This window comes from Bacillus mesophilum (assembly GCF_008923265.1).
Classification (GTDB): Bacteria; Bacillota; Bacilli; order Bacillales; family Cytobacillaceae; genus Cytobacillus; species Cytobacillus mesophilum.
On the sequence record NZ_WBOT01000002.1, the window covers coordinates 225,612 to 249,315 of the forward strand.

The 23,704-nt window shown below is 38.9% G+C and carries 22 protein-coding genes; 5 read left to right on the forward strand and 17 right to left on the reverse strand.

All coding sequences use genetic code 11. The annotated features are described in order from the left end of the window. Positions 1–293: 293 nt before the first annotated feature. A complete protein-coding gene (locus F7732_RS05980) occupies positions 294–1,574 on the reverse strand; it encodes a ribonuclease H-like domain-containing protein (RefSeq protein ID WP_151573017.1) in 1,281 nt (426 codons plus the stop codon). Continuing rightward, the gene (locus F7732_RS05985; RefSeq protein ID WP_151573019.1) at positions 1,564–3,849 is read right to left on the reverse strand and encodes a DEAD/DEAH box helicase; all 2,286 of its coding nucleotides are present in this window, start codon (positions 3,847–3,849) and stop codon (positions 1,564–1,566) included. Before F7732_RS05985 ends, F7732_RS05980 begins: the two co-directional genes overlap by 11 nt. Positions 3,850–4,182: 333 nt before the next feature. On the opposite strand from F7732_RS05985, the gene F7732_RS05990 reads away from it, so the two are divergent. Further along, positions 4,183–4,860 carry a Crp/Fnr family transcriptional regulator gene (locus F7732_RS05990; RefSeq protein ID WP_151573021.1) on the forward strand — a complete coding sequence of 226 codons (678 nt, stop codon included), beginning with the start codon at positions 4,183–4,185 and terminating at the stop codon, positions 4,858–4,860. 433 nt (positions 4,861–5,293) lie between these two features. Here the strand turns inward: F7732_RS05990 and F7732_RS05995 are convergent, their stop codons facing one another. Then, positions 5,294–6,136, reverse strand: a complete 843-nt coding sequence (locus tag F7732_RS05995; protein WP_240056551.1) for a pentapeptide repeat-containing protein — start codon at positions 6,134–6,136, stop codon at positions 5,294–5,296. A gap of 442 nt (positions 6,137–6,578) precedes the next feature. Then, positions 6,579–7,865, reverse strand: coding sequence for a hydroxylamine reductase (hcp, locus tag F7732_RS06000; protein ID WP_151573025.1), 1,287 nt, complete (start codon positions 7,863–7,865; stop codon positions 6,579–6,581). Positions 7,866–8,115: 250 nt separating this feature from the next. Between hcp and F7732_RS06005 the strand changes: the two genes are divergently transcribed. Then, positions 8,116–8,574, forward strand: coding sequence for an Hsp20/alpha crystallin family protein (locus F7732_RS06005; RefSeq protein ID WP_151573027.1), 459 nt, complete (start codon positions 8,116–8,118; stop codon positions 8,572–8,574). 113 nt (positions 8,575–8,687) lie between these two features. Here the strand turns inward: F7732_RS06005 and F7732_RS06010 are convergent, their stop codons facing one another. The 3 genes from F7732_RS06010 to F7732_RS22995 all read right to left on the reverse strand — a co-directional run bounded on the left by F7732_RS06010 (position 8,688) and on the right by F7732_RS22995 (position 11,572). Further along, complete coding sequence (locus F7732_RS06010; RefSeq protein ID WP_151573029.1) at positions 8,688–9,884, reverse strand: ABC transporter permease; 1,197 nt, start codon at positions 9,882–9,884, stop codon at positions 8,688–8,690. Further along, a complete protein-coding gene (locus tag F7732_RS06015; protein ID WP_151573031.1) occupies positions 9,877–10,740 on the reverse strand; it encodes an ABC transporter permease subunit in 864 nt (287 codons plus the stop codon). Before F7732_RS06015 ends, F7732_RS06010 begins: the two co-directional genes overlap by 8 nt. Positions 10,741–11,005: 265 nt before the next feature. Beyond that, entirely contained in the window at positions 11,006–11,572 is a 567-nt protein-coding gene (locus F7732_RS22995) for a YppG family protein (protein ID WP_240056552.1), read from the reverse strand. A gap of 263 nt (positions 11,573–11,835) precedes the next feature. Here F7732_RS22995 and F7732_RS06025 point away from each other — a divergent pair, with 263 nt between their 5' ends. Further along, the gene (locus tag F7732_RS06025) at positions 11,836–12,045 is read left to right on the forward strand and encodes a YppF family protein (protein ID WP_151573669.1); all 210 of its coding nucleotides are present in this window, start codon (positions 11,836–11,838) and stop codon (positions 12,043–12,045) included. Positions 12,046–12,136: 91 nt separating this feature from the next. On the opposite strand, the gene F7732_RS06030 is transcribed toward F7732_RS06025, so the two are convergent. From F7732_RS06030 to F7732_RS06040, 3 genes are all read right to left on the reverse strand, one after another. Continuing rightward, positions 12,137–12,508: a YppE family protein gene (locus tag F7732_RS06030; protein ID WP_240056553.1), complete on the reverse strand. Its 372-nt coding sequence runs from the start codon at positions 12,506–12,508 to the stop codon at positions 12,137–12,139. A gap of 388 nt (positions 12,509–12,896) precedes the next feature. Then, a complete protein-coding gene (locus F7732_RS06035) occupies positions 12,897–13,151 on the reverse strand; it encodes a hypothetical protein (RefSeq protein WP_151573036.1) in 255 nt (84 codons plus the stop codon). 450 nt (positions 13,152–13,601) lie between these two features. Beyond that, positions 13,602–14,606, reverse strand: a complete 1,005-nt coding sequence (locus F7732_RS06040; protein ID WP_151573042.1) for a DUF2515 domain-containing protein — start codon at positions 14,604–14,606, stop codon at positions 13,602–13,604. A 117-nt stretch (positions 14,607–14,723) separates the two neighbouring features. On the opposite strand from F7732_RS06040, the gene recU reads away from it, so the two are divergent. Together recU and F7732_RS06050 are read left to right on the forward strand one after the other, a co-directional pair. Continuing rightward, positions 14,724–15,332 (forward strand): Holliday junction resolvase RecU, encoded by a 609-nt coding sequence (gene recU, locus F7732_RS06045; RefSeq protein ID WP_151573044.1) that lies wholly within the window; start codon positions 14,724–14,726, stop codon positions 15,330–15,332. A gap of 128 nt (positions 15,333–15,460) precedes the next feature. Next, entirely contained in the window at positions 15,461–18,097 is a 2,637-nt protein-coding gene (locus F7732_RS06050) for a penicillin-binding protein 1A (RefSeq protein WP_151573046.1), read from the forward strand. A gap of 85 nt (positions 18,098–18,182) precedes the next feature. Here the strand turns inward: F7732_RS06050 and F7732_RS06055 are convergent, their stop codons facing one another. The 7 genes from F7732_RS06055 to F7732_RS06085 form a co-directional block, all read right to left on the reverse strand. Further along, positions 18,183–18,698, reverse strand: coding sequence for a YpoC family protein (locus F7732_RS06055; protein WP_151573048.1), 516 nt, complete (start codon positions 18,696–18,698; stop codon positions 18,183–18,185). Further along, the gene (gene nth / locus F7732_RS06060; protein ID WP_151573050.1) at positions 18,691–19,350 is read right to left on the reverse strand and encodes an endonuclease III; all 660 of its coding nucleotides are present in this window, start codon (positions 19,348–19,350) and stop codon (positions 18,691–18,693) included. Before nth ends, F7732_RS06055 begins: the two co-directional genes overlap by 8 nt. A gap of 28 nt (positions 19,351–19,378) precedes the next feature. Beyond that, positions 19,379–20,086 (reverse strand): DnaD domain-containing protein, encoded by a 708-nt coding sequence (locus F7732_RS06065; RefSeq protein ID WP_151573052.1) that lies wholly within the window; start codon positions 20,084–20,086, stop codon positions 19,379–19,381. Between the two features lie 134 nt (positions 20,087–20,220). Then, positions 20,221–21,513, reverse strand: a complete 1,293-nt coding sequence (gene asnS, locus F7732_RS06070) for an asparagine--tRNA ligase (RefSeq protein ID WP_151573670.1) — start codon at positions 21,511–21,513, stop codon at positions 20,221–20,223. A gap of 224 nt (positions 21,514–21,737) precedes the next feature. Beyond that, a complete protein-coding gene (locus F7732_RS06075) occupies positions 21,738–22,937 on the reverse strand; it encodes a pyridoxal phosphate-dependent aminotransferase (protein WP_151573054.1) in 1,200 nt (399 codons plus the stop codon). 20 nt (positions 22,938–22,957) lie between these two features. Beyond that, positions 22,958–23,434: a cell wall elongation regulator TseB-like domain-containing protein gene (locus F7732_RS06080; RefSeq protein WP_151573056.1), complete on the reverse strand. Its 477-nt coding sequence runs from the start codon at positions 23,432–23,434 to the stop codon at positions 22,958–22,960. Next, positions 23,434–23,604 carry a YpmA family protein gene (locus F7732_RS06085; RefSeq protein WP_066444257.1) on the reverse strand — a complete coding sequence of 57 codons (171 nt, stop codon included), beginning with the start codon at positions 23,602–23,604 and terminating at the stop codon, positions 23,434–23,436. Before F7732_RS06085 ends, F7732_RS06080 begins: the two co-directional genes overlap by 1 nt. Positions 23,605–23,704: the final 100 nt, after the last annotated feature.

Here is a 23,704-nt window from a genome sequence, read left to right on the forward strand (position 1 = left end):
TTCATCATTTATATTTTATTTACATTAATAATCTATGATGAAGCCGGGTATCTTGTACTAATGAAAAAACCTAATTTAAACCCATTTTGCCATTATAGCAAGCTATAAAAACTATCCTTCATGCCTGATAAAAGCAGAGCAGTAAAAATGATTACAGCAAAAAACAAGAATAAAATCGCTTTATACATACTGGCAGTTCACTCACTTTTCCAAGTTTACTCATTATACATATCATTTTACAGCCATTAAGATGTACAGACAACTAGGAAAATGTGGATAATAGAAGAAATTTGTCATTTTTTGTTCATAGAAATCAAAATTGATTGCTCTTTCGATAATTTTGCTTCCAGCCGGTCTAGGCGCTTTTGGATATTTTCATTGTTAGGAATAGAGATTTGCTGCTTTGCCCTAAGGAGCCTATTGGCTTTATGCGCATATTTGCTTGCTTCCGTATAGTTTTTTTCTTTATGTTCGCAGAACTTTGCGATTTCTATACAGGCTGCAAACATTTGCTTTGGCTCACCGTATTCAGCAACCTCTTTCCAAAGGGAAAGAGCTTTCTTCACATTCCCATTCTTTTTATACTGCTTTGCTAATTCATGTTTTGCTTTAAACTTTTCTGGCTCATTGCTTTTCAGCAGCTTTTTAAATGCTGATTCTGCGGCAGCTGTTTCCCCAAGTGCCGCATACCACCTTCCAGTCTCATAAGCAGCCTTGGCTGTTTGCTCCCTTTCAAATTGAAGCAGCTGAAACGATAAGTGGGTATACAAACTGATCAGAGATAAGATATCGATTTCATTATGGCGAATAATACCCAGCATGCCTTCGGGATTTTTACTTTCCAGAAAATCATAATAAATCATTGGAGCCAAGTATCCAGGGATATCATCTTGCCGCTGTACTCCAAGGATTTCTTTTTCTACAATAGATAACTTCATACGTTCAAGCTGATGCTTCCATATTCTTCTTGCACCATGATACAAATCGAAATGACCAAAAGGAGGCAGCTTAGGCACCTGGTCACGAATTAAAGTGTGACGTGTTTTCACTTGCGGCCAGTCAAATGCCTTTCCGTTATATGTCACCATAGTTGTATAATTAACACTTGTTAAAAAGCTTTGGTACAGAGCAACCTCTGCACCCGGATGCGGGAGAACATGCTGTTTTACGATTACTTCATCTCCCGCTATGCTTGCATGCCCCAGCAAAAAGATTGTATTGCCCGCTCCCCCTCCTAATCCGGTTGTCTCTGTATCAAAGAAAAAAAGATCACTTGGTTTATGACCAGCTGATGAAAGAGGATGGGTTATATCTGTTTGATTCCAAGCTTCCACAGCATCAATAAATTCATTTAAGGCATACGTTCCATGCTTAGCATGAAGAGGATAACGTTTCTCTCTTACCAGACAATACGTTTGATCGAAATAAAAAGGAATAAAACCTGCTTTTTCCCATTCCGATTGAAATGGAATTTCAGTTTCATTATGCAGACTTGACGACTTTATCGTTTCTTTTTTAGGCTGCTCTGTTCCAAGAAAAGGCTTAAGCCTATTAAGTTTATTTTTAAGATTCATATTTCTCACCGGTATGAATGGATTTGATCAAAGTAAGCACATCTTTTTTGGCAGAGGAAGACGTAATATCCATCCCGATACAGGAAGGACACCCGCTTTCACACTGGCATCTTGTGATTAGCCCTTTTGTCTCGTTCATGATTTGTTCGATGTTATCAAAGATTTTTTCACTCAATCCGACACCTCCTGGATAACGATCATAAAAAAAGATGACAGGAAGCTGATTATGTGTTGCCTTTACCTGCGGCACTACATGAACATCCTGCGGGTCACACATCACAAATAAAGGAACAATATGTTTAATGGCATGTGAAAGTCCGATTAAGCTCTGTTCAAGGCGATTTTGATCACTATGAAATAAGTTCTCCTGCAGTGAAATCCAAGTTGCATTTGTGTGAAGCTCTTCCTCTGGCAGCGTAATTGGACCTGACCCAATGTTTTCATGTGTTTCGAACTTAATCTTTTTAAATATAGTAGCCATCGCTCTGACACTTACATCGCCATAACCGATTTCGCCATATCCTCCGCTTCTGGATTTGTCCTGTTCTAGCACCTTTAGCTCTACCGCTAAATTGGCATCCGTAAAATAATCAGCGTTTACTTCCCTGACAAACGCCTTTTTTTCCTCCCAATCGAGAAGCTCTACTTGGAATTGTCTGCCTTGATGCAAGTATATGGCCTCATCATGAAGCAAAGTCATCGCTGAAAAACGGTCCATCTCACCAATAACCCTGACATTAGCAATATCACTTTGATCAATAATCACGACATTTTCCTGTGATGCAGAACGGAGACTGACATTATGAGCGGGAAAAGCATCATTCATCCAATAATATTTGTCGCCATTTTGATGCAGCACTCGTTCTTCCGCTAAATAATCAAGCACTTCAACTGCTTCAAAGCTGCCAAAAGTATCTCCAAGGTTAAATGGAAGTTCAAATGCAGCACATTTCATATGATCAATAAGGATCACCAGATTATTGGCATGGATACGAGCCGTTTCAGGACTTTTACTAAAAAAGTAATCTGGATTACTGATTACAAACTGATCAAGCGGGCTAGAGCTTGCTACCATGATGACCAGCGACTCCTCATGTCTTCTGCCTGCTCGTCCAGCCTGCTGCCATGAGCTCGCAATCGAACCGGGATATCCTGTCATAATGCAAACCTGCAGCTGACCAATATCAACACCCAGTTCAAGGGCATTCGTACTGACAACACCGTAAATATCTCCCGAGCGCAAACCTTTTTCTATTTCTCTTCTTTCAGTTGGCAAGTAACCGCCGCGATATCCTCTAATCGCTTTAGGGCCAAGCTTATGTTTTACAAGTTCCTGCAGATACGTTAACAAAATTTCAACTCTTACCCTGCTTCTCGCAAACACGATGGTTTGAATTTTATTCTGCAGCAGTGTCCCAGCCAGCTTCCGGACCTCCAGAGTTGCACTGCGTCTAATATTAAGCGGTATATTCACGACAGGCGGATTGTAAAAAACAAAGTGTTTCTTCCCGCTTGGAGCTCCATTATTATCTATAAGTTTTGCTTTATTTTCAGTCAGCTCTTCGGCAAGCTCCTGCGGATTGGCAATGGTTGCAGATGTACAAATAAAAATAGGATCGCTTCCATAAAAACGGCAAATTCTTTTCAGCCTTCTAATAACATTGGCTACATGACTTCCAAAAACGCCGCGATAAATATGCAGTTCATCAATAACAACATATTTAAGGTTTTCAAATAGTGATACCCATTTTGTATGGTGAGGCAAAATGGCACTATGGAGCATATCAGGATTGGTAATAACCACATGACCTGCTTTTCGTACTTTTTGCCGTATCCCCGGAGACGTATCTCCGTCATATGTATAGCTGTTTATATTTAAGCCTGTTCCGGCAATCAATTCATTTATTTCTGTTTTCTGATCTTGTGCAAGTGCCTTCGTCGGAAACATATACAACGCTCTTGCATTTGAGTCATTTATAATAGTCTGAAGCACAGGAAGGTTATAGCATAGTGTTTTACCAGATGCTGTCGGGGTAACTGCAACAATGCTTCTTCCTTGCATGACTGCATCATATGCTGATTTTTGATGTGTATATAAATTTGAAATGCCTCTTTCCTGCAATGCCTTTTGAAGTGATGGATGCAAATCATCTGGAAGGTGGGTGGTCTTTGCTTCCTTCTCCTCTATCGTTTTCCAATGAACAATATTTTCATTGAATTGGCTCGAAGAATTTAAATCTTTTAATATATCCTGCAAACTTTTTTTTAGTTTCATAGCACTCACCCCTCTCCCATCTATTTTAGCGAATAAATGTTCGTTGCAAAAGAGCTTAACCTAAAAAAATTATTTCCAGCAGGAAAAACGGGAATTGCTTTCTTAAATACTGTGACCATAAAGACGCATTGAAGAATTTGAACGAGTAATGGCAGTGAAAGCGACAGCTGGTTTTTCCCTTTTTGCTCACTATTTATTGATCATAAAATCTATTGAAAAGTTCATTTAATAGACAAAAGAGCTGTCTTCTCACCTCTGACATTTTTGTTATGCTAATTATAGGGAATACCAACAAAAAATCATAAAGGTTTCTCTATAAGGAAGTGAAAAGAGATGGAAGAGTTCCTTACTCAATTTTCGGTTTTTAAACAGCTTAACGCGACTGAATTGAAAAAAATTAAAGAGATTTCGATCATTAGGGAAATGAATAAAGGCAGCCATGTTTTTTTGCAAGGCGAACAACTGGAGAATGTTTACTTTATAAAAAGAGGACGCATTAAAATATATAAATGTGATAGCAGCGGGAAGGAACAGATTGTCAATATGCTGAAAGCAGGAGATATGTTTCCGCATGTTGGCTTTTTTAGAGGGGGACAGTATCCAGCCTTTGCAGAGGTCATAGAACAAGCTCAGCTTATTGTCGTACCCAATACAAAATTTGAAAAAATCCTCATGACAAACCCTGAGCTTGCGGTCAAAATGCTAAAAGTGCTGGGAGAAAAAATAGTTGATCTTCAGGAGAGACTGGAAGCGCAAGTTTTGGATAATTCTAATATGCAGCTTGTAAAACTGCTGATTATGCTCGCGAAAAAAGAAGGAAAAATGCTCGATAAAGAGACTTACCTGCTTAAATTAAAAATGACCAATAAGGAAATCGCCCAAATGATTGGCACATCAAGAGAAACCATCAGCAGGACGTTAACCAAAATGAAAAAAGAAAAGATCATCTTAGAGCATAGCACCGGCGGCATCATTATTGAACCAGATCGGCTCCTCGCAGCAATGGACTAAATTTAAAGAATTGTTAGAGAAGGGAGATTCTTATGGATAAAAGAGCAATTTCTGTTAGACAGACCGGTTTCGGCGGAGGTAACCTCTCTTTATAACTATCTATATCGGCTGCATCTGCCGACTTCGGTCGTTTATTTCTCTTTTTAACCACCCATCTCGGCTGCTTCCGCCGACTTCGGTCGTTTATTTCTCTTTTTAACTACCTATCTCGGTTGCATCTGCCGACTTCGGTCGTTTATTTCTCTTTTTAACTACCTATCTCGGTTGCATCTGCCGACTTCGGTCGTTTATTTCTCTTTTTAACTACCCATCTCGGCTAGATCCTCCGATTTCGGTCGTTTATTTCCCTTTTTAACTACCCATCTCAGCTAGATTCTCTGACTTCGGTGTTTAACCCACGTCCCCTGCCCTTTTATATAAATAAACTAACAAACTACAGTTTCCAATGCTCTGGCATTTCAAGTCCTTTCGGAAGCAGGGTTTGTTTATTTCCTATTGCAGCATTCACCTGAGCCTGTGTCATAAAGAAACTATCTGTAAGATTTGCTCCACTTAGATCTGCATCACGCAAATCAGCACCTATCATATCTGTCACACGGAGATCAGCATTTCTTAGGTCAGCAGCGATTAGCAGGGCTCCGCGAAAACTCTTGCCTCTAAATTTTCTCCCCGACAGCTTGGCTCCTATAAATTCCATCCCTCTGACCTGCTGCTCTTTTCCATCTTTCGGCAGAAATTCAGAGCGTACCATCTTGCTTGTTTTCAGCAGCAGTTCGTTTACTGCAGCACGATGTTCATCTATATTAATCTTCACCAATTCATCTGGACCTAAAAAAGTGATTCTTTCAGTTTCAGACTGGACTTCTTTCAAAGAGGAATGCAGTGAACGGTTTTCTGCAAAAGATAAGGCCTCTGTCACATACATTAACATCTCATGCAGCTGCTGCATGATTGGAAACACATGAAACATATCATCTGCAAGGTCGCTATTTTGCCTCCAGTCTCTTCCTTTAAAGGTCACTTGTGAAACTTTTTGACCTGCTCCAAAACATTCGTATACAGCACAGCCACGGAAATTGCTTTCCCGCAGATTTTCGTGAATGCTGCACAAAAAGTTACTCTGCAGATTGCGGCAGGGTGCGCCTGCATTTTTGTTGTAAGCAAAGTCAGCTGATTTCGCGTAAGGCAATGCTACACAGCAAAGCCCAAAACAATTCAGACAATCTGCTTTAAAATTAATTTCAGCTGCATTATTTAATACTGCTCGATCAGTCAATCCTGCCACTTCCCTCTTATCATTCCAAACAGCTTTTCTATCATCATATTAACATATTTTCACAGCAGTTAAAGACTAGATTCCCTCTCATCAAAAAACTAAATTGAAAGAGGATGGGACAAAACGAAATTAATATTTCTAAAACACGAATATTCAATATCTTTGTTTCGGTATTTAATCAAGACCGTTCCATTGCGCTGCGGACCCTCGCTTTCCGCGGGGAGCAAGCTGAGCCTCCTCGTCACTTCGTTCCTGCGGGGTCTCACCCTTTGCTCTGCAGCCCGCAGGAGTCGAGGGCCCTCCGCTCCATTTCACTCATGTAAATAAAATATATTTTATAATTATAAATAAAAAACCGAATGATTAGAAAGATGACCTTCCTAACCATTCGGTTCAATAGGTGTGTTAAATACTTATGTCCCACCCTCCTCTCCTTTTATGTTCATTTCAGCATTTCTTCCATATCCTCTTTTGCAGTTCCAATTAACTTTAAGCCAAACGTTTCCTGTAGAACATTCATTACTCCATCAGAGATAAATTCCGGCGGTTTAGGTCCAATGCGGATATCTTGAATACCTAAGCTGAAAAGCCCTAATAGAATTGCAACTGCTTTTTGTTCAAACCAGGACAGCACAATGCTTACAGGCAGCTCATTCACTTCACATTCAAAAGCGTCTGCTAATGCAAGTGCAATCTTCACTGTGGAACCAGAATTATTGCATTGCCCTAAATCAATGTATCTAGGAATATCTGTCCCAGGCACTGTTCCATAATCGACATCATTAAATCGGAATTTCCCGCAGGAAGTTGTCAGAATAACTGTCTCAGGCGGCAGTGATGTTGCTAACTCACGATAATATTCTCCGCCTTTTCCTGGAGCATCACAGCCAGCTATGACAAAAAATCTTTTTATTTTCCCTTCCTTTACTGCTGCAATGACTTCTGGTGCCAAACCTAAGACCGTTTCATGGTGGAAACCGGTTAAGAGTGTTTCATCAGAATCAATAGCCGCTTCCGGCAGCTCCAACGCTCTTTTGATAAGTGCGCTGAAGTCATCACCTTCTATTTTTTGAACATTCTCAAGACCCGCCACTTCATACGTGAACATCCGATCAGCATATGAGCCTTTAATCGGCATGACGCAGTTCGTAGTTGCTAATATAGCACCAGGAAATTTTTCAAATAGTCTTCGCTGATCATACCACGCCTTACCAATATTTCCTTTAAGATGTGCAAACTTCTTTAAGGCAGGGTAGCCATGAGCGGGAAGCATTTCAGAATGCGTATAAATATTAATGCCTAACCCTTCTGTTTGTTTAAGCAGTTCTTCTAATGCATACAAGTTATGCCCTGTGACTACGATGCATTTTCCTTCTATTTTATTTTGTGATACTCTAATGGGCTCTGGTATCCCCAATTTTTTTGTATGAGCAGCATCAAGCATTTCCATGACCCGAACAGCTGATTGACCTACCTTCATTGCCATCTCTATATGCTCCTGCACATTAAAATTTGAATTCGTTAGAGTCATATAGAGCGCCTCGTGTGTGACTGTGTCTACAAAAGAATCCGTACAGCCAAGCTGATTTGCGTGTGTTCGGTATGCCGCAATCCCTTTCAGAGCAAATATGATGGTATCCTGCAAACTTGCAATTGTTTCATCTTTTCCGCAAACCCCAACAATTTTGCAGCCGCCTGCTGGTGTTTGTTCACATTGATGACAGAACATATCTTCATCCCCCTTTAATGTAAAAATACCCTTACCGCGTTCACACCTATTCATTGAAAAAAATAGGCAATGACGCTACTGTCTTATTACCTTAGCTTAACGGGAATTTTATATGTATTTAGTGATGTAAATCACTTGATAGGCAATTGTCACAAACTATTCATTTTTAAACTAAGCTTACTGAACCATTCCCAAGCTTTAGGCATACGATACAATAAGCAGAATTGAGTGCAAGGGAGGATGTCCGATTATGAGCGATGACAAGAAGAAAGTTCGCAATGAGCCTTTTGGTGACATAATGAAATCTATGAATCAATGCTTTCATGAAAAGCCGGTTAGAGGATTTATGCAAACGATGGATGACTTCTTTAAAAATCCATTTCCAGCTGCCCATTTTCATGTTGAGGTATCAGAAACAGATGATGCCCATATTATTTCAGCAGAACTGCCAGGCATAAATAAAGAACAAATCCAGCTTGATGTTCTCGATAATTATATTACAATTACAATCAACCAATTGGAGAGCCTTACTGAAGAAGATGAGAACCGGCAGATCACTAGAAGACATCAATCTTTCCAGCGTTCCAGCAGAACCATTCCGCTGCCGCAGCCTATTAACGAGAAAAAAGTAAAAGCAAACTATAAAAATGGGCTGCTGCAAATCAAAGTTCCTAAACAAAAAGGCAAAACCATATTTTTAGAGGATTAAATGCAAAAAAGCAAACAGCGTTTTAGCTGCTTGCTTTCATTGTCTCCAGGCAATGATTAAAGTATCAGATGAAGTTTTGAAGGTATTCATACCAATCTATAAGAAATAAATTACTAGCTGACCCATTCATCGTCCGCTTTATTTTTTTCTCCAATATGCACAGTATTTGATGGCCCTTCATTTTCAAATCTTTCAACCACTGCCTCGCCGTTAAATTGTTTTCCTTGTTCAACTCCAGGATCTGCATCCTGTTTCATATATACATACGCACCCGCAGCGGCAAACAGCAGCATTAATATGCCAATTACAATTTTATTTAACGTAACATTCTTCCAGCTATGTGAACCATACCGCTTTCTTGTCGGCGTAATCCGCGGATCATGTCCAGTTTTTATCCAAGGTGTTCGCTGATAATCTGACTGAAATTTATTTTTCAAGCCGTTTGCAAGCAGACTAAAAGAAATGGTTGTCAAAAGCAAAACCGCGAGAGGGACATATAAAATATGTACATTGCCATAAATATTGCCTTGTGCCTGTCCGACAAGTCCCGCCAGTTCTTTTGTAACCGATAAATAGATTGTTGGATCAAAACGCATAATGGTCCCGCCGACAAAAATATTCATCAATGCAAGCTGCCCCATGATCGTAATTACATAGACGACCTCTAAGATGAACATCACGAGCAAAGATTCCTTCAGCTGCGGAAAAATATGCTTCCAGATTAATCTGTTTCTCTTTGCGCCAAGTGTTTTGGCGGCTTCAATATAAATCGATTTATTTACTTCTATTGTCTTCAACCTGACGGAAGAAGCAACACTCGGAATACTGATAATGGATGCAATCATAATAAAATAAACTACAAGTGTATCAGACCCTAACACGCTATTCACACTGATAGGCATTAGAAAAAAATAAAGAATTAAAAATAATGGTATATAACTCCACGCTTTCTCAAAAGCAATGATTATTGAAGGCGTTTTTCTCATTGTTCCGGCATACAAGCCGATTAATGTGCCTCCCGCCATTTTAATTACAGTAACAGCCAGCGCAATAAAGACTGTGTAACGAATTCCAAATAAGATCATAGAAAGAAGATCATATCCCCAGCGATCGGTTCCTAACAGGAAATCTATATTCTCAAATGGTTCGAGCGGCGGTGCCACAACCTTGCCATCCTGATACTGTGTTTCCAGGGTGACATTTAAAGAATGTGGTGCCATAATGGGGCCGAAAACACATAAAAACAGGATGAATGTTACCAAAAAGATCCCTAGATAATAAGAGTAATTGATGCTCTTCACCTTATTCATATATAAAACCTCTTTTAAACAAAAAGAATACGAGTTTTACAGACAAAAACACGAGTAAAGAAATAATCAGCATGCAAATTAATCCAACGGCAATTGGCTGAATTTCTGCACTTTGAAAAATAAACTTCGTGATGCCCGGTACATTTAATATGTATTCAATAATAAATAAATTCCCGATCCCCAGTGAAATCACTTTTATAAGCTCAGCAGCAATGAATGGTTCAATATTCTTAAACACATGCTGAAAATTGATGTAATTTAACTTCATCCCTTTAGCCACTGCTGTACGAATGTAATCTTCTCCGCCGGTCTGATAATATTTCACAGCGATTAATTTAAATAAATAAACAGTTGGCGCAAAGCCTGTCAATATGATTGGAAACCATAGATTAAGTGCCCCTGCTTCAGGTCTCATCGAAATAATCCGAATTCCTGTTATTTTATAAAAATTAACAGCCAGGATCATTGACAACAATATGATGATAAAGTCAGGTATGGTCGCTAATATATTTAAAATGGCACCAAAAACTCTAGTAATTTTAAACCTGCTGATAAAAATGCCAAACACAATACTTATAAGAATGGCAGAATTGACTCCCATCAGCATGATCGAAAGGCTGGTAAAAAAATTGTCACTGATATCCAAAGCTATTGATCTTTCCTGATAACCTAGCTGATATGTACCTAAGCTGCCTTCCATTAAATTCGTAAAAAACTGCCCATAAACCTCTGGCAGCTGCTGAACATCCAGCTTAATCGATTGACTGTCTGGATCTACCATGATCATCATTGGCAAAGAAGCCAAAAAGATAATGAGCAGCAGGATGATGATGATCTGCTGGACAACTCGCCACATACAATTTCCTCCCTATCACTTCCTTTATGTATTTTTTCACTATTCTAAAATAATTGTCAATAAAAATTTTTCCGTATCCTTTTTCCTGTTCACACAAATTGCCATTAACTGAGCCTGTTAAATGTAATTTTGCTAAGCTGAAATCCTCTGCAGTATGGCTGGGGGTCAATTTAAGCAAACCCCCTTTAGAACTTTCTCGTTCAGTAAATCTTTTCACGATATACTAATTTAACAACAAAAAAGTCCCAAAACGGGACTTTTTTATTTACACTTTAAACATTCCGCCCACACCTTTAACCATAGTTGACACCTGGTTTACAGCATTCATCATTTGCCCTGCTGTATCCATCATTTTATTAAAATCAAGCGAACCGTCTTGTCCTTTAAAGGAATTCATAATCGATTGAACACCCGAAGGTTTCTTTTGAATAAAAGACTGTTTTGGATAAGGATTTTGATAGGGATTTTGCTGCATATTGTAATTCTGGTTCTGATAGCTGTTTTCTTGCGGGAGATCGAGCGGATTTTGAAAAACATTTGCATTTTGATTCATGAACCCTTGATGATTTTGATAATACCCTTGCCCACCTGGCGGATAGCCCATCCCGCCATTCGTTTGCATGTCGTACCCATTATGTTGAAATGACGGCGGCGGCTGAAATGACGGTAAGTACGGATTCATTCCTCCATAGTATGCTTGCTGCTGATAGGATTGATGATTTGATTGTCTGCTTTGAGACATATCAAAAGCCGATGATGCATAAGGTTTAACATGATTCATTCTTGTACGAATATGAGGGTATTGGACTATTTGCCTTTTTCGTCCAAACATAAGCAGACTTCCTCCTTTTTTAGATCTATACTACAAAATATGATGAACCCGCCTAGCTGGTGATAAACTGTTGAAAATCTTTGCTGATGTAAGAGACTGCACTTGTCAAAAGATGAAGGTTTTTGTCGGAAGTTTAAATTTTGGAAAAACGAAGATATTTTTTATTCCATGTTACCATATAGAAAACCTGCACCGTTATAAAATGAACAGTTGCAGGAGTGTATCATATGCATGTAGACTTTTGAGGAGGGCACCAAATGATGATGAATATTCACGAGCTAAAACAGAAATTTCAGCAGCTTCGCGATTGTGATCCAGAGCATGTCAATGAATTATTAGATTTCTCAAAAAGAGCATATATTCAAAATGAAATTCCTATTGAGGTGTACCGTGACCTCGTGCGAGAGCTAGAAGCCCTAGGAGCACAACTTCCTGATCATTTAGAGGACAACTCCCTCATTGGTTCTAATTAAATGACACTCGTAAATATTACGTATTGTTTTTACAAAGCAAAGAGAGATCCATTTTGACTGGATCTCTCTTTGCTTTTTCTCTGAATACTCTTTATCCAAGCTTGTCATTGTCTAATGCAAATACAATTGTTTGAAGAACATATATAGATGAGCTGACTAAATTTTTGAATCTTGTTCTGCTTGTCTCAGGGAAAAAAGATTGAATGGATATTATTTCAATATGTTCATGACATGAGTCAATTTGCTGTTCATGAATGTTTTTAGGCCTTTCTGTATGAATCCATTGAATGACTGTATTTTTCCATTGATCATTTATTTCTTTGACTTCATCCGCGAAAGGTTTCACTTCATTATAAAAGTCGCCTTTTTCTCCACTGAGTTTAATTTCTTTGTATTTTTCATCTGCTCTTTTGACATACTCAATCAGTTTTTCTGTTTGCTGCAAAAGACTTTGTTTTTCCACTATATATCACTCCACAAGAACGTGGCTGGGACGAATTAAACTCATCATACTAAAATGAAGAATCTTCTCAACATATTGTAACAATATTTATGTTGATAAATTAGTTAGCTGTATGGACAAGTATGTTCCATTGCGCTGCAGACACTCGCTTTCCTCGGGGAGGAAGCTGAGCCTCCTCGGCAAGCCTGCGGAGTCTCACCTTTTCCTCTATTTCCCGCAGGAGTCGAGTGCCCTCCGCTCCATTTCACGCGTTTTAAAAATAGTATTCGAACCAACAGAACTATAAACCAAACATTTAATAACAATGTAAAGCATTAATCATTCGGTTAAATCATCTTTTGAACACTAATGTCCAGCCACTTACAGTATATGCCTTATTCTATGCAAATCAGTAGCCAAGTTCAAGTTTAAGGCTGCGGGTGTTAGTATAAGTTCCTTGAGCAGATGTATCTTTTATTAGCTTTTCTTCTAAATCATTCATTTTTCCGTAACATGAGATCATTTTCTCAGCCTGTTTGTTCATTAATTTTTTACGTGTACGAGCTGCATTTTTTTCCAGAAGACCTTCCAGTTCATCCAGCTGTCCACAAATCTCAGAAAGCATTGTGAGGAGCTCTTCTTTTACCTTATCATTATTGTTCATTGTTTACCCTCCAATAACTTTAACCTTTGACTATTACTTTTCGCTGATCTTTTTTTAAATCCTTGCACCATGACAAAACTAGAACTGATTCGGCAAAGAAAGAACTATTCCACCAATATTAGCCTTCGATTTTCGACACATATTCTGTGTATGAAAGTAAGGGACTTGCACAAAATAATAGCGATGACAATTGTAAAAGCTTAATGTATGTTTCAGCAAAGCAGTTTGTCATAGCAATATAATTCACGATAAAGCGAATAAACGGAGGTGTCAGGCATGGCAAAGCAGGAAAAGAAAAACAATATACAGCCCAAAAAACAAAATGAACAAAAAGCAGGATATGGCGACAAAAAACTAGAAGGCCCAGATCGTCCCTCTACATAATCGCCCTAATACTTGTAAGCAAGGAGATAAAACTCCTTGCTTATTTTTAATTACTGAAAAAATAAATCAGCGATTTTTCTTCTTACTAAGAAAGCGAAGCAGCACATTTTTACATGCGTGTGCTAATTGAAGCTGCTCTTGTTTAGAAAAATACCATTCTGTTAGGGAATGAGGCATTGCAATTCCTTTATCTCGTTTGTACCATTGCGATTTTATTGCTGTGCTATTGCTCCAATCCTCAAATTGATGCCGATGATGCCTCACCAAAGGAAAAGTAAGCCTAAGCATTGGTGTTTTCCGATTATGTTTAAAGGGAAAATATCTTTCGTAATCATGCCGGGAACCTGTATGTTCTGTTTTCAGAGCAAATTCAAGAAAATCAGCATAGTGTTCATTGCTGAACAAGACAGTGGCTAATGCTTTTCCCAATTCAATACGGTTACTTATATTTTTAAATCCATGCACACTTGCACCATAAAGTTCTCCGTAGATTGTAGGAAATAAGACAACACTGAAATGAAACCAATCCTGCAGGGAAAAGAGGATGGAACCAAAAACTTTTTCCCGGTATACACCATATTCAATAACAGGTCTTTGAATGACATTTTGTTCATTAATAATTAATGAAGTCATTAACCTCTGCAGATCTTGAAGATGCCAATATAGCATCCATTCTTTTTCCATAAAGGAGGAAACATGAAAATTTCTCAATAAATGAAACAAAGGCTCCCCTATTTTCGTCGAATAATGATAGAGGAGAAGTTGCGGGTAGGCATCTTGAAATATTAGCCAATTTGCTCTTTCATAAGTTAAAAACAATCTGCTTCGAAAATTAGCACTGAGGAGATCAGGAAAGAGTTCTCCTTCTAAATCGCACATGTTCCAGCCTGCATTGCGAGAAACCATGCTTGCTAAAAATGCCCATTGAATGTCCTGGTGCTGTAAATAATAGTTCAAATAAGCATTTGTTCGTGAAACATTGTCTCTATTGTAAAAAGCAGTTTGATTGTTAATGGCTAAGATTATATCTTGATGCTCTTTTCCGGAAGCTGGTCTTCTTTTTATCAGCATTACTTTTCCCCCAGCATGATGTTTTATGTGGTTAGCGTTTGCTTAATAGGGCTAATTATTCACCAAAACCTTAAGTACATTTGGTATGATAGGTAGTAGTTTGTGAGGTGAATTACAATGAACTTCCATTATCCGAATGGAAAACGTTATGTGCCTGCTGTGAAAAAAGCGGCAAGCCAGCCAGCTCAGAAAAAATGGTCTTACAGCAATAGAGGAATGACATTGGAGGAAGATATCAATCAATCAAATGAATACTATTTAACACATGGTATAGCTTGCATTCATAAAAAACCAACACCGCTGCAAATTGTACAGGTCGATTATCCAAGCAGAAGTGCAGCAGTTATTAAAGAAGCCTATTTCAAACAGGCATCCACTACTGATTATAATGGCGTATATAAGGGAAAATATATTGATTTTGAGGCAAAGGAAACGCAAAATACGACTTCGTTTCCTCTTAAAAACTTTCACGAGCACCAAATTAACCATATGAAAAAGGTGTTAAATCAAAGGGGCATCTGCTTTGTTTTGCTTCGCTTCTCTGAAACCAACGAAGTATTCCTGCTGGATGCACTCTATTTGCTTGAATTTTGGGACAGAATGGTAAATGGTGGGAGAAAATCCATTAGAAAAGATGAGATTGAAGAAAAAGGCCATTCCATTCCGCTTGGCTTTCAACCGACAATTGACTATATTAAAATAATAGATTATATTTATAACCTTTAATAGGAAGAAAAGCTGAGACGTTTCGTTTTGCTCTGACATTTATATGACTTGAGCAGGACCATAAGAAGACGAATACATTAATGTTCTTATGAAGTACATTTGGCTTTTGTAAGAAAGGATGAACATATATGGCAGAGAAATTCCAATCAAGGGAGGAGCGCCGAAAAGAGCTTGCCTCCAAGCCAAAAAACAAGGGCAAAAAGAAATCCAAAAACATCTTTAAAAGAATATTTCTTGCTTTAATTGTTCTTGGCATTGTCGGCATGATTGCTGGTGCTGCTACTTTTGCATTTATGGTAAAGGATACACCGCCACTTGATGAATCCGCCCTAAAGGATCCAATCCCTTCTGAAATCTTTGATAGTGAAGGAAATACAATCGCTAAAGTTGGTTCAGGAAAATTGGATTATGTGAATTACGAAGATATTCCTGATTTAGTAGAAAACGCATTTCTTGCAACTGAAGATGTCCGATTTTATAAACATAATGGTATGGACTTAATCCGCTTAGGTGGAGCTGTGATAGCCAACGTTACCGATGGTTTTGGCTCAGAAGGTGCAAGTACCATTACTCAGCAGGTTGTTAAAAATTCATTCTTAAATAATGAAAAGACAATCAGCAGGAAAGCACAGGAAGCATGGCTTGCCTTCCAGCTGGAGCGCAAATATACAAAACAGGAAATTTTTGAAATGTATGTGAATAAAATTTGGATGTCACAGGGAAGCCATGGTGTTTTGACTGCATCCAAGATTTATTTTGGAAAAGAATTAAATGAACTTGAACTCCATGAAGCGGCAATGCTGGCCGGAATGCCGCAGAGTCCTGAGAACTACAATCCTTTTAAACATCCAGACAGAGCTGAAAAGCGCCGTAATATCGTTCTATCGCTGATGAATCAGCATGGATTTATTACAGAAGAAGAAATGAAAGCGGCTCAGGAGATTCCAGTTGAAAGCTCCCTTGTACCGGAGGACCAAAGAGAAACAGATGACATGCCTTATGATTCATTTGTTGATGTTGTGATTGATGAAGTGGAAGATAAATATCCTGATTTAGATATTTTCTCTGACGGCTTAAAAATCTACACGACACTGGATGTAAATGCACAGAAGCATGTTGAAGGATTGCTGAATGGAAATGACGTTATTCAATATCCAGATGACGAATTCCAGGCAGGAATCACCTTGCTTGATACGAAAACTGGTCAAATTAAAGCGATTGGCGGAGGAAGAAATCTGGAAGTCAAACGCGGATTTAACTATGCTGTCGATTTAAGAAGGCATGCGGGCTCTACTTTTAAACCGATCGTTGACTATGGACCTGCCATTGAATACAAACAATGGGGCACATATCAAACGATTGTGGATGAACCATACACATATTCAGGCGGCACAGCTATAAATAACTGGGATAATCGCCATATGGGACCAATGTCCATGCGTGAAGCGCTCGCCCGCTCCCGAAATATCCCTGCTTTAAAGGCACTACAAGAAGTAGGACTTGATCAATCGAAGGAATTTGCGAATAAGCTGGGCATCCCTGTTGAAACGATGCTTGAATCGTATTCGATTGGTGCTTTTGAAGTTTCACCGCTGCAGATGGCAGGAGCATATAGTGCTTTTGGCAACAATGGATTCTATACAGAACCATATTCTGTTAAGGAAATTGAGATGCGTGATGGAACAAAGATTGATGCAAAACCTGAAGCTGAAGTCGTTATGAAAGACTATACGGCATTCATGATCAGCGACATGCTGAAAAGTGTTGTCAATTCTTCTTACGGCACAGGCCGTGAAGCAAACGTTCCCGGATTGCCTGTTGCAGGTAAAACAGGGACAACAAACTATACTGCTGAAGAAATTCGTGAGTATGGCGTAACCAATGGCGGAGTGCCTGATGCCTGGTTCGCTGGTTATACAACCAATTACACCGCAGCTATTTGGACAGGATATACCGAAAGAAAGAACTTTATTAAAGCTGGCAATGACCAAAGAATTGCACAGCAGCTGTTCCGCAATGTCATGAGTTATGTCTCTGAAGGCATAGATACACCTGATTTTGAACAGCCAAGCAGCGTTGAACAAGTACAGATAGAAAAAGGAAGCAATCCTGCGAAGCTTGCGAGTGACTATACACCGGAAAGTCAAATCATAAATGAATATGCAGTCAAAGGTTTTGCTCCAAATGCTGTCTCTGATCGATTTGAAAAGCTGAACGCACCAACTGAACTGCAGGCGCAATATAATCCTGAAACAAATCAAGTAAATGTTACCTGGTCATACCCTGAAGATCTTGATGGAGTTCAGTTCGATATATCAGTATCTTTAAATGAAGGAGCTGAGCAGCAGCTCGGGACGATGAGTGACACGTCATTAACCCTTCAAGACATTGAACCAGGCTCCGTTTACCGCTTTACCGTGAGAGCTATACGAGGTTCCCTGCAAAGTGATCCTGCTACAGCCAGTGTTGAAATACCACAGGCCGATGACAATGAAGATGATCAGGGATCAGAGAATAACGGTGAAAACCCTGAAAACGGAAATGGCAACGGTAATGGCAATAACAATGGAAATGGAAACGGAAATGGAAACGGAAATGATTCTGGCAATGAAGATGGCAATAATGAAGGATCCGGAAACGGTGAAGAGGAAGATCAAAACGGATCTGGTAATGAAGAAGAAGGCGGAGAGAATTCTGGCGACTCAGATGGCGGCAGTGAAGGCTCCAATAATCAGCAAGGAACCAATAATGGCAGTGGACAATAACTTTCCTCTCTCTATTTATAAAGAAAAAGCGCTCAATTTGAGCGCTTTTTCTTTATATATTTCGGCTAACACGTTTATGAAGATGCTATTTGCTCTTTCCTTTTACTGCCAGCATTTTAAAGTATTGTTTCTCCAATTCTCCTGTTAACTCACAAAGCTGAACAAAAGAATGATACAAAACAGGTCTTGAAAGAATAAATTGAATTCTTTCTGTACTGTTCACGGGATGTATTTTCCATTCATCAAAATGACCTATATTCCCTAAATCCACTGTTTTTCCATTCATCCAGTGTATCCATTGGACCGCAAATGCTATTCCGTATTTCATTTGCTCCCCTGCACCCTCCAGCTGGCGCTGTTCAAACTTAACAGCCAATAATTCTTTGATGGATTTCCATTGCTTTATCATCATTGGAATATAGATGTCCACATGCTCTGCAGGATAAAATTTAGAGTAGCTTTTCATGTACAGAATGTCCGCCAAAAAAGGCACTGTGAGATCTGCAGGAGAGATATCTTCTCTAACTGAAATCATTGTACCTTTTTTATAGAATGAAACGTGGCAAAATTGCTGAGGAACCTCAATCCAGAGATCAGCCACTTGCTTGTGCTGCTTTCATTCTTTTTTTGCCTTCACGGCACATCTCTAATAACGGGCAATCCGGACATTGGGGGTTTTGTGCCTTGCAATGATAGCGCCCAAAGAAAATGAGCCGGTGATGTGTAACAGACCATTCCTCTTCAGGAACTTTCTTCATTAATGTTTTTTCAACCTCAAGTACAGAGTCTTTCCATCTGCAAAAAGCTAATCTTTTGCTGACTCTTTCAACATGCGTATCCACAGCAATCGCTGGGACACCGAAAGCAACAGACATAACTACATTTGCAGTTTTTCTGCCGACCCCAGGAAGCTCAACAAGCTCATCTCTTGTCTTTGGCACAATCCCATTATATTCATCAATTAACATTCGGCATAGCTTCTGAATATTTTTCGCCTTATTGCGGTACAAACCAATGGAACGAATATCCTGCTGCAATTCCTCCAAAGATACCTGCAGATAATCCTCAGGTGTTTTGTATTTTTTAAATAAGTTTTTCGTTACTTTATTTACAAGCACATCCGTACATTGTGCAGAAAGAGCCACGGCTATGACAAGTTCAAATGGGTTTTCATGAACAAGTTCACAATGTGCTTCTGGAAACATTTCTCCGATTGTGTCTAAACAGTATCTAATTTCTGTTTTATTTAACATAAACCTCACCACTTAGTTTCTTTGTACATTATTGCTCAAGCCAGTTATAAAAAGGCACTGACTTTGCCTGTGAAGATGACTCTTTGTCAGGGCGGCTTGCCTGCTGCTGATTTTGCCTGAATTTTTTCCCATAGCTTTTCGCCTGCTCGATGGTTTTAATGCCATTGCGCTTCCACTCAAACAATATGCGATCAATATATCTAAAATTAAGCTTTCCAGACATCACCGCTTCTCTTAAAGCAGCTTTAATAATATGGGGATCATGATGATCATCGTCCAGCCATAATGTTAAAGACTCAATTTCAAAAGGAGACAAAGGACGGCCAAATTCTCTTTCAAAACATGTATATAAGTCTGTTTCATCCTGCTGATGTTTTAACTGACTCTCTCTTTTTTCCTTATGTAGAAAGAGCTCAATCAGTTTGCCCCAAAGCGGTTCAATATCATATTTTTCAAAGCGGATTCCATCTTTTGTTATTTCCTCTTTTATCTCAATACAGCCCTTTTGAATGAGTCTTCTCAATTGATCTGTACATTCTGAAACGGAAATTGTCATTCTTGAAGATAACTCAACAGGGGTAGGAAAATCATTGCCTTTTTCAATAAATGAAATGACTTGGAGAATTAACACTAATTCACATTCGTTTAAATTTAAGTCCTTATAATTGGTAAGCAGGACACCAGGAACACTTATGTTACCTTCCTGAAGCCATTTTAATAAATGTTCTTTCGCCATGAATTGGACACCTCCCTTTTAGTATATCATGAAGGATTACATACTGGGTGTTAGAAATAAAGGTAAGTTTTTTCAGCAAGGTCTGTAAAAAATGAAAAATCCGCATTGGCGGATTTTCATTTTTACTATTTGTATTATGGATATAGACGGTTCAACAAACGCGGGAATGGGATTGATTCACGAACATGCTCCACACCGCTGATCCAGGCTACTGTACGCTCTAAGCCAAGACCAAAGCCGGAATGAGGAACCGAGCCGTATTGACGCAGCTCTAGGTACCACTTGTATGCATCCATTTCAAGATTATGCTCTTCTAAACGCTGTTTCAGCAATTCAAAGTCATGTATTCTTTCAGATCCGCCGATAATCTCTCCATATCCTTCTGGAGCAATTAAATCTGCACATAATACAACATCGTCTCTGTTTGGATCTGGCTGCATGTAAAAAGGTTTTAACGAAGTCGGGTAATGTGTGATAAATACAGGTTTATCATAGCTTTCAGCGATAGCTGTTTCATGTGGTGCGCCGAAATCATCTCCCCACTTAATATCATCAAAGCCTTTTTCGTGCAAGAATACAATGGCATCATCATATGTTATACGCGGGAATGGTGCTGTAATCTTTTCAAGCTTTTCTGTATCGCGTCCTAATGTTTTTAACTCAAGCTTACAGTTCTTCAGAACAGCTTGTACAATGTATGCTACATATTGTTCCTGAACTTCTAGGTTTTCGTCAAACTCAGTGAAAGCCATTTCTGGCTCAATCATCCAGAACTCAATTAAATGACGGCGCGTTTTTGATTTTTCTGCACGGAAGGTTGGTCCAAAAGAAAAAACCTTTCCTAATGCCATTGCTGCAGCTTCCATATATAACTGGCCGCTTTGAGACAGATAGGCATCTTCATCGAAATATTTTGTTGCGAATAATTCAGATGTTCCTTCCGGAGCACTGCCTGTTAGAATTGGCGGATCAACCTTCGAAAAGCCATTTTCATTGAAAAATTCGTACGTTGCACGAATGATTTCATTACGTATCTTCATCACAGCGTGCTGTCTGCGTGAACGCAGCCATAAGTGACGGTTATCCATCAAGAATTCTGTTCCGTGCTCTTTAGGTGTAATTGGATAATCAACTGCATGATGAAGCACCTCAATACCTGTTACAAGCAATTCGTATCCTAATGGAGATCGCTCATCCTTTTGAACAACTCCTGTTACATACACAGATGATTCTTGTGTAACAGTTTTCGCTGTTTGGAATACATCCTCAGATACATCAGCTTTTACGACAACTCCTTGAATAAATCCGGATCCATCGCGAAACTGAAGAAATGCTATTTTACCGCTGGAACGTTTGTTTGCGATCCACGCGCCAATTTTAACCTCTTTTTCTGCGTGCTTGTACACTTCTGAAATTGTTGTTTTTATCACTAATGTTCCCTCCAAAACGAAACGCTCTTATGTATCGTAATATATTATACCTTTCACATTGCACTCAAGCAATGCTTTGCTGAGATCAGCATGTGATTACCGGTTTTTAGCCTTGCTATTTAATAAAAGATACCCGCCAAAAACCATTCATTGCTTATGGCGGGGTTTATACGTGTTAATATTCCATAAAATTTCCCGCCTGACAAGAAAGCAGGTTTCAGTTAGTTAGTTTGTTCTATTTTGCTAAGAACAAAGTTCTTTATTCTTGATACTGCCTGCTCCAGGGAGTCTAATGAGCTTGCGTAAGAAATCCGGATATTATTTGGCGATCCAAACCCTGAACCTGGAATAACCGCAACCATCGCTTCCTCCAGCAGTGCTGCAACAAATTCATCAACATTCTGATAGCCTGCTGATGCAGCTGCCTCAGCAACATTTGGGAAAAGGTAAAAGGCTCCTTGCGGCTTAATGCATGTAAACCCTGGTATGGATACAAGCTGCTCATAGATAATATTTAAACGCTGTTCAAAAGCGGCATTCATTTCTGCAAGCTTATCCTGCGGACCTGCATATGCTGCAATGGTTCCATATTGAGCTGGTGTTGTTGGATTTGATGTGCTGTGGCTTGCCAGGTTTGTCATTGCTTTAATGATTGACTGATTGCCGGCAGCATATCCAATTCTCCAGCCTGTCATAGAATGGGACTTTGAAACACCATTGATAATGATTGTCTGCTCTTTAAGCTCAGGTGAAATCTGTGCAATGGAAATATGCTTATGATCTCCATATACAAGCTTTTCGTAAATTTCATCTGAAACAATAAGAACTTTATGTTTTAAACAGACTTCACCAAGCTTTTTCAATTCTTCTTCCGAATATAAAACCCCAGTTGGGTTGGATGGCGAATTAATAATAACTGCTTTTGTTTTTTCTGTGATGGAAGCTTCCAGCTGTTCTGGTGTTATTTTGAATTCGTTCTCCTCTAATCCTTCTGTATAAACAGGAACCCCGCCTGCAAGCTTAACCTGCTCAGGATAGCTTACCCAATATGGAATAGGGATGATGACCTCGTCACCTTCATTCAACAAAACCTGAAACAATGTATATAAAGCATGCTTTGCTCCATTCGTCACAATAATTTCAGATGGGTCAAAATGAAGTCCTTGATCATTCTCCAATTTCTTTGCGATTTCCTTTTTTAATAAAGGAAGCCCAGCTGCAGGCGTATACTTTGTATGACCTTCATTCATTGAAGCAGCTGCCGCTTCAATGATATGCTGTGGAGTATTAAAGTCTGGCTCTCCTGCCCCAAGGCCAATAACGTCGAATCCCTGTGCCTTTAGTTCCTTTGCTTTTGCTGTAATCGCTAAAGTGGTTGATGGTGTTAGTGCTTTCACTCTGTTTGCCAATTCAAAATCCATTAAAAGTGCCTCCTAAAAAATTACAAGTTTTCAATAACTTTTAACTTTTTATTGCCTGTTTCAAAATCAATTAGAAAGTAATTCAGCAAATCTCCCTCAGTTTTATAAGCTATTTCCCATAATGGGATATTCTTTTCCATCCCAAGCTTCCTTGAAATAATGTCCACTTGCCCTTTTTCTGAAAGAAGAATATTCTGAGCCTCTTGTTCAGTAATTCCCTCAGATTGCTTTAACAGCTGGATTTCTCCCTCATTCTCCGGAACCCAGACAAAAACATTGTCTCCATTTTCATCCTTGCCTTCAATAACAAAGATCGTTTCATTTCCATGATATATTTCAAAGTCAGATACTGACACAAGATTTGTGTCTTCTTTAGCCCTTTTAACAGCTTCATCTTCTGCTGCCTTTACTGGCTCAATTGAATTTAAGTAAATATTAATACCCAATGCGAGTAAAATGACTAAAATGACAGAACATATTAAGATGACCTTTTTCATTATGTACGATAGATCGTGAAAACAGCTTTTTTGTCGTCTTGCTTATCTAAAGCTAACCCAAACATTAGGTTTTCACGTTTTAAGGTTCTGTTCAATGCGTCAACAATTTTATACAAATCTGGACTTTGCTGGATTTTAACTGTTGACAGCACTTCAATTTTACTTTCCATACTGGAATTCCTCCCTAGTGACTACAATATTTGTAACTTATATCAGCGTTCATTTCGGATAAAATAGTATTACAATCAGTTGTAAAACTTCTTATATCAG